Origin of the sequence: Muriicola sp. (assembly GCF_041567615.1) — a bacterium.
Lineage (GTDB): Bacteria > Bacteroidota > Bacteroidia > Flavobacteriales > Flavobacteriaceae > Muriicola.
In genome coordinates this window covers 1-7,483 of record NZ_JBFGBM010000135.1, presented here as the reverse complement: position 1 = coordinate 7,483, position 7,483 = coordinate 1, and the positions used below count along the sequence as shown (strand labels likewise).

Annotated in this window: 6 protein-coding genes; all 6 read left to right on the top strand. The window is 51.9% G+C overall.

Going from position 1 to position 7,483, the window contains the following annotated elements; all coding sequences use genetic code 11:
- Nucleotides 1–1,276 (top strand): M28 family peptidase (locus ABYP73_RS09655; protein WP_372974174.1); only part of this gene is annotated, 1,276 nt, incomplete at its 5' end.
- Between the two features lie 5 nt (nt 1,277–1,281).
- Nucleotides 1,282–2,613, top strand: a complete 1,332-nt coding sequence (locus ABYP73_RS09650; protein ID WP_372974173.1) for a DUF2268 domain-containing putative Zn-dependent protease — start codon at nt 1,282–1,284, stop codon at nt 2,611–2,613.
- A gap of 10 nt (nt 2,614–2,623) precedes the next feature.
- The gene (locus ABYP73_RS09645; RefSeq protein WP_372945085.1) at nt 2,624–4,252 is read left to right on the top strand and encodes a M1 family metallopeptidase; all 1,629 of its coding nucleotides are present in this window, start codon (nt 2,624–2,626) and stop codon (nt 4,250–4,252) included.
- Between the two features lie 103 nt (nt 4,253–4,355).
- The gene (locus tag ABYP73_RS09640) at nt 4,356–5,729 is read left to right on the top strand and encodes an amidohydrolase family protein (protein WP_372974172.1); all 1,374 of its coding nucleotides are present in this window, start codon (nt 4,356–4,358) and stop codon (nt 5,727–5,729) included.
- The gene (locus tag ABYP73_RS09635) at nt 5,730–7,007 is read left to right on the top strand and encodes an amidohydrolase family protein (RefSeq protein ID WP_372974171.1); all 1,278 of its coding nucleotides are present in this window, start codon (nt 5,730–5,732) and stop codon (nt 7,005–7,007) included.
- A 96-nt stretch (nt 7,008–7,103) separates the two neighbouring features.
- A partial coding sequence (locus ABYP73_RS09630) for a hypothetical protein (RefSeq protein ID WP_372974170.1) occupies nt 7,104–7,483 on the top strand: 380 nt, incomplete at its 3' end.

Here is a 7,483-nt window from a genome sequence, read left to right as displayed (position 1 = left end):
TGATCAGCGTGTCTACCAGATCATCGACGCGGCGTCGGCCACCCGGGTGGAGGCGGACATTCGGATGCTGGCAGGGTTCGGTACCAGAAACACCCTGTCCGACACCCTGTCCGACACCCGCGGCATCGGTGCGGCCCGGCGCTGGATCAAAAGTGAATTCGAGAGCATCTCGGACTCCTGTGAGGATTGCCTGGAGGTTTTTTACCAGAAAGGCTTTGTCCCTAAAGGGGATAACCAGCGTATCGTGAAGGATGTGATGGTCGTCAATGTGGTGGCCGTACAGAAAGGAACCCGATACCCTAACCGCTATATCATCATGAGCGGGGATATCGATTCAAGGGTCAGTGATCCCACCAATTTTACTGATGACTCGCCCGGGGCCAACGACAATGCCAGTGGCATGGCCGGTACCATAGAGGCCGCACGGGTACTGTCCAAATACAAATTCGAGAACAGCATCATCTATGTAGGGCTCTCAGGGGAAGAGCAAGGACTTTACGGGGGCAAGTTTCTCGCAGAATATGCAAAGGAACAGGGTTGGGATGTCATGGGTATCCTGAACAACGATATGATAGGGAATATCAGAGGAGTGGACGGCGTAGTCAGCAACCGGGATTTCCGAATCTTTTCGGAACCCGTTCCCCCTACAGAAACCGACAGGCAACGCGCAGCCAGGAGGTTTTACGGAGGGGAGGTCGACGGGATCTCACGCCAGCTGGCCCGATACGTTCACAAGACCACAAAGACCTATATGCCCGAGATGAATCCGATGATGATTTATCGCCTCGACAGGTTCGGGAGAGGCGGACACCACCGCCCCTTTAACGACCAGGGGTTTGCAGGGGTCCGTATCATGGAGGCCCACGAGAACTACACCCAGCAACACCAGGATATCCGGGTTGAGGACGGCATCGCCTACGGGGATGTACTGGAACACGTCAATTTTGAATACGCCGCAAAGCTCACTGCCGTAAACGCCATCAATCTGGCCTCCATTGCCTGGGCACCACCCGCACCTGCTGAGGTGCAGATCGGCGGCATTGTGGAACCTTCAGCCATTTTGAAGTGGAGCAGGTCTGAGGGGGCTGCGGGTTACAAGATCTACTGGAGGGATACCACCTCCCCTACCTGGGACCATTACCGGTATGTGGGCGATGTCGATGAAATTACCCTGGAAGGAATAGTCATCGATAATTTCTTTTTTGGGGTAGCTGCTGTGAGCGACAATGGATTTGAAAGTCCGGTTGTCTTCCCCAACGGCATTTTCAGGAACTGATCCCTATGAAAGTTTCCAACTCGTGGGCCTGCCTGGGATACATCCTTGCATCCTCCCTGCTCTTTATGAGTTGTCGGCAGGGGGAACCTATGCAAGAGGCGAAACCACAGCCTAAAAAACTCCCTGACCTCAATATCGTTTTTGAGGACTACGAGCAACTTGAGAACCAGGGAAAATACGACCTCCTGGCCAGAAAGATCTACGAGGCCAATACAGACCTGCAATCCTCCGAGCTCTTCGTGGAAGCGGCCTCTCTTTATTTGCAGGCAGGTATAAAAGACTCAGCCGTGTACCTCCTGCACAGGGCTATTGACCGGGGGATGGCCAATCCCGGAATCCTTGGGAAATTCCCGGGTCTCAGCGGTATGGAAGGCATGGAGTACAGCCGACTTGAATCACGGCTGGATTCCCTGGGTCAGATCCTCTACAATATCGATAACTTCTCCGTAGAGACCAGGGCCATGGACAGTTTCTGGCCCTATTTTGAAAAGGCCCTGGCCCAGAAAGACAGTGCCCACACCTATTTAAAAGCATTTATCTTCGAGGGCCCGCCCGAGATCGGGGATTATTATGCAATACGCTATTACAATACCGAGAATATGTACGGTCAAATGATCAACGGGGCCCCGAAATATTATACCTACCTGAGGTCCAGAATGAATCCTGACAGTCTATCAGCACTTCGGGGGAAGACGACCGCTGCCCTGAAGAATTTTAAATCCTTGTATCCTGCTGCTGTTTTTCCCAAGGTATTTATCGTGCCGGGGCTGCTGAATTCCGGGGGTACGGCCTCGGAAATGGGTCTCTTTGTGGGGGGTGATATGTACGGCAGGTCACCCGAAATGCCGGTACACGAGCTCAATGACTGGCAAAATGAAACGATCTCAGACCTGAATGCCCTGCCCCAATTGATCCTGCACGAACTCATGCATTATCAACAAAACTATTCAGACTCCCTCCATGAGACTACGGTCATGTACAAGGTGATTGGTGAAGGGGTATGCGATTTCCTGAGGGAGTTGGCCTCCGGGGTAGCTGTAGCGTCTGAACAGCTCGATTACCTCAAGATCCCGGAAAACTTCAGGATGGTGACCCTGCAGCTGAAACAGGATCTCCTTTCAGAGGATCTATCCCTGTGGCTTTACAACGGAGGTTCCATTGAAGACAGGCCCGCTGATCTGGGGTATGCCATGGGCTACCTGATCACCAAGTCGTATTACCAAAATGCGGTAGACAAAAAAACAGCCCTGTTCAACCTCCTGAATACCAAGGACATGACATCCATACTTCGGGCAAGTGATTTCCATTATCTACTGGATGACCATCCGGAATTATAAACAAAACCTTATGAAAAAGTTAGTCATTCCCTTTTTGTTTATCCTTTCAGTGACCCTGGTTTCAGGACAGGATGAGACTTTTACTGAACAGGATACTTTGCGGGGCAGCATCACCCCGGAAAGGGTATGGTGGGACCTGGTATTTTACGATCTGCAGGTTTCGGTAGACCCGGGACAGAAATACATCGAAGGGAAAAACAACATCCGGTACAAGGTCCTGGACGAGAAGCAGGTGATGCAAATAGACCTCCAGGAACCTATGAAGATCGAAACAGTGATGCAAAATGGGGAGCCCCTGGAATTTACATCCAATGGCAACGCTCATTTCATTTCCCTCCGCGACAAACAAAAGACCGGAGAGCTAGGTGAGATCGAGATCACATTTTCCGGCCATCCCAGAGAAGCTGTGAGAGCACCATGGGACGGGGGTTTTTCCTGGAGCACGGATGAGAATGGCCTGCCATTTATCGCCACCTCCTGCCAGGGTCTCGGTGCCAGTGTCTGGTGGCCCAACAAGGACCACATGTACGACGAGGTAGACAGTATGGCCATCAGGGTTACCGTGCCCAAAGGCCTGGTGGGTGTGGCCAACGGCCGTCTGAAAAATACCTTGGAGCTAGAGGATCAAACCACCTACGAGTGGTATGTCACCAACCCCATCAACAACTATGGGGTCAATGTCAATATCGGGGATTATGTACGCTTTGAGGACACTTATACAGGGGAAAAGGGAACCCTGGATCTTTCCTATTACGTGTTGAGAGATCATCTGGAAGAGGCCAAAAAACAGTTTGCCCAGGTTCCCATGATGCTCGAGGCATTCGAGCACTGGTTCGGGCCCTATCCGTTTTATGAGGACAGTTTTAAACTGGTGGAAGTGCCCTATCTGGGTATGGAGCATCAGAGTTCGGTTACCTATGGCAACAAATACCAGAACGGTTATCTGGGGATGGACCTTTCCGGCACTGGCTGGGGCCTGAAGTTTGATTTTATCATCATTCACGAATCCGGGCATGAGTGGTTCGCCAACAACATCACCTACAAGGACGTGGCCGATATGTGGGTGCACGAAGGCTTTACTGCCTATTCGGAGAATCTCTACCTCGATTATCATTTCGGGAAGCAGGCCTCTGCGGAATACGTGGTGGGGACAAGGCGAAACATCCGCAATGACAGGCCCATCATCGGCCCTTATGACGTAAACAAGGAAGGATCCAGCGATATGTATTACAAAGGGGCCAATATGCTGCACACCCTGAGACAATTACTGGAGGACGATGAAAAATGGCGTGGTGTACTCAGGGGATTGAACGAAGAATTTTATCACCAGACAGTCACATCCCGCCAGGTAGAAGATTACATCAGCCAGAAGACGGGTATAGACCTTACCGAATTTTTTGAACAATACCTGCGGACTACCATGATCCCGGTCCTGGAATACCGCCTGTCTCCGGGGGAAATCACCTATCGCTATACCAGGGTGGTTCCCGGTTTTGATATGCCTGTAAGGGTCTACGTGAACGACCAACCTCATTGGCTCTTCCCAAAAAAGGACTGGAAAATCGAAAAGATTGAAGGGATTGAGAACATGAGGGCAGACCCAAACCTCTACGTCCTCCCTATGGAGATAAAAAGCTGATATCAGAGGATTTTACGGGATTCAGAAAGGGCTGTCGGGAATTCTTATTACCTTTCTGTGCTTCCCCCATTCTCAGGGAGGACAGCCATTTAAAAGAATTCCCATGAAAAGCATCTTATTAATCCTCCTCGCGTTCCTGAGCCTGGGATGCCGCCAATCTGTTCCCTCCTCCGAAAAGGACATCCTCTTTGCGGATGTGTCCGTCCTGAATCTCTCAGATGGTTCACTGCTAGAACATCGTTACGTGGAAATCCAATCAGGGGTCATCACCGGGATATTTTCTGCACCCCCTGAAGGTATATCCTATACAACAGAAATAGACGGAAAGGGAAAATTCCTTATGCCCGGCCTGGCAGAAATGCACGCCCATATCCCATCACCCCCAGCCAGTAGGGAGCATGTAGAAGAGACCCTCCTGCTTTACTTGTCGAATGGTATTACCACGATCAGGGGCATGCTCGGGCACCCTTCCCACCTGGAACTGAGACAACAGGTGGAAAAGGGTGAGGTGCTGAGCCCCAGGATCTTTACCTCCAGCCCTTCCCTAAATGGCAATTCGGTAAGGACCCGGGGAGAAGCCAGGGCGAAGGTTACCCAATATCAAAAGGAGGGATACGACTTTCTCAAGATCCATCCCGGCATACAGCGGGAGGTATTCGACGCGCTGGTCGCTACCGCCAGGGAAGTCGGAATCCCTTTTGCAGGACACGTTCCCGTGGATGTTGGCATACGGCAGGCCCTCAACAGCGGCTATGCCTCCATCGACCATGTGGACGGTTATCTCGAAGGGTTAGTTCCGCAGAATGCAGGTGTCAATCCGGCTGCCAATGGCTTTTTCGGCTATAACTTTACAGGCCTGGCAGACACAACGCTAATCCCTTCCCTGGTATCCCTGACTCGCGAAAACAAGGTCTGGATCGTCCCTACACAAAGTTTGTTTGAACGATGGTTCGCGCCGGTGTCTGCTGATGTCCTGCTGAAAGATCCGGAAATGCAATACATGCCTGTGACCACCCTTACGAACTGGAAGATCAGGAAGGAGCAGTCTACCGCTCCTGCAACAGGTTTTACCGAAGAGGGATGGGAACGCTTCAACACCATCCGGCAAAAATTGATCAAAGCCCTGAGTGAGGGAGGCCACGGAATGTTGCTCGGCTCAGATGCTCCCCAATTGTTTAATGTACCGGGATTTTCCATCCACCACGAGATCCGGGGATTGGAAGAGGCCGGGATGAGCCGGCTGGAGATCCTGCGAAGCGGGACGGTGAACCCGGCTCAATTCTTTGGGAAGGAAGATACCTTTGGGAAGGTAGCGGAGGGCCTGGAAGCCGATCTCATCCTCCTCTCGGAAAATCCCCTGGACGACCTGGAGGCATTAAAAAAACCGGAAGGGATTATGGTCAGGGGAAAGTGGCTTGACAGGAAAACCCTGGACAAAAAACTCAATGTGATCGCAAACAGTGTAAAAAATCGATAGATGAACAGGTCATATAGAATGATCACTCAGAAAACCATTGTGTTGGGCGTACTTCTCCTGAGCTGGATGGCCAGCCACGGACAGATTCTGTTAAAGCCTGATCGCGTTTTTGATGGGGAGAAGGTCCACACGGGTTGGGTCGTGGAAGTCGATGGAGAAAGGATCAGCTTTGCGGGACCGGAGAAACAGTGGAAAGCCAAAACAGGAACCCGGGAGATCTCTCTTGAAGGGTATACCCTCTTGCCGGGACTTATTGAAGGGCATTCCCATCTCTTGTTGCATCCCTATGACGAGACTCCCTGGAACGACCAGGTCCTCAAGGAATCAGAGGCTGAGCGGGCCATCAGGGGAGGTGTACATGCAGAGAGATCATTGATGGCCGGGATCACGACCATGCGCGACCTGGGTTCTGAAGGTGCGGGTTATGCCGATGTTGCCCTCAAAAAGACCATAGAAGAAGGGATCATTCCCGGGCCGCGACTCCTCGTGGCCGGTCCGGCTATTGTGGCCACTGGCGCTTATGGTCCCAAAGGTTTTCATGAAGGGGTGAACGTGCCTCTGGGTGCTGAATCCGTAAGCGGGAAGGATGAAGCTATCCGGGCAGTCAGGCGGCAACTCGGCCATGGTGCCGACTTCATCAAGGTGTATGCCGACTACCGCTGGACCCCCGGTGCTCCTTCCATGCCGACCTTCCTGCCAGAAGAGCTCAAAGGGATGGTAGATGCTGCCACTTCGGCCGGCTCTTACGTGGTGGCCCATGCCAGTACCCCTGAAGGTATTCGAAGGGCCGTCATGGCCGGAGTGGAAACCATAGAACACGGGGATGGGGGGACCCGGGAGGTATTCGACCTGATGAAGGAAAAAAACGTGGCTCTCTGCCCTACCCTGGCGGCCGGGCATGCGATAGAACGTTACAGGGGCTGGGATCCTCAAAATGACCCCGATACCGATCGCATCAGAAACAAAAAGAGATCCTTCCAAACCGCTCTGGAATCAGGGGTGACCATCGCTTTTGGGGGAGATGTCGGTGTGTATCCCCATGGAGAAAACTACAGGGAACTCGAGTTGATGGTGGATTACGGAATGTCTGCTCAGGGTGCACTGCGATCGGCCACCAGGACCAATGCCAAGGCCTTTCACCTGGAAAATCTCGGAGAGATAAAGGAAGGATTTACCGCGGATCTCATCGCCGTGAAAGGCGACCCTACCAAGGACATCCGCCTGATGCGAGAGGTCCGTTTTGTTATGAAAGACGGGGCAGTGATCCGGAAACCATAAATGTTTGCAGGCATAGGATGGGGCTGATAAAATTCTTGTGAATCCCTCCCAAAAATTCGCTACATTTACAGGTGTAACCAATTAATAACCAGCAAAATGAAACATCTGTTAACACTCGCTCTCCTGTTTGCCCTGCTGCTCAGCTGCCAGGCAGAAAACCAGGAGGAGAAAGCTGCCAAAGAAGCTTTTGAAGTCAACTCCAAAACCGTAATGGCCAACCTGGACGGCTGGCAGAACGAAAATCTGGACTATTCCATGTATTCCCCTGATTTTGTGATGTTAGACACCGGATTTGGGGTTGAAAAGGATACCATGAGTCTGGAAGAAATGAAAATGTATGATAAGCAGATGTGGGAGGCCTTCGATTTCAAACTGCTGACCGATCCGCCAGTGCTGTTACCCGGCGTGAACGCAGACACCAAGAAGATGGACGGTTCCGTCCGTTTTTACTCGCAATGGGAAGTAACCCTCCCTGC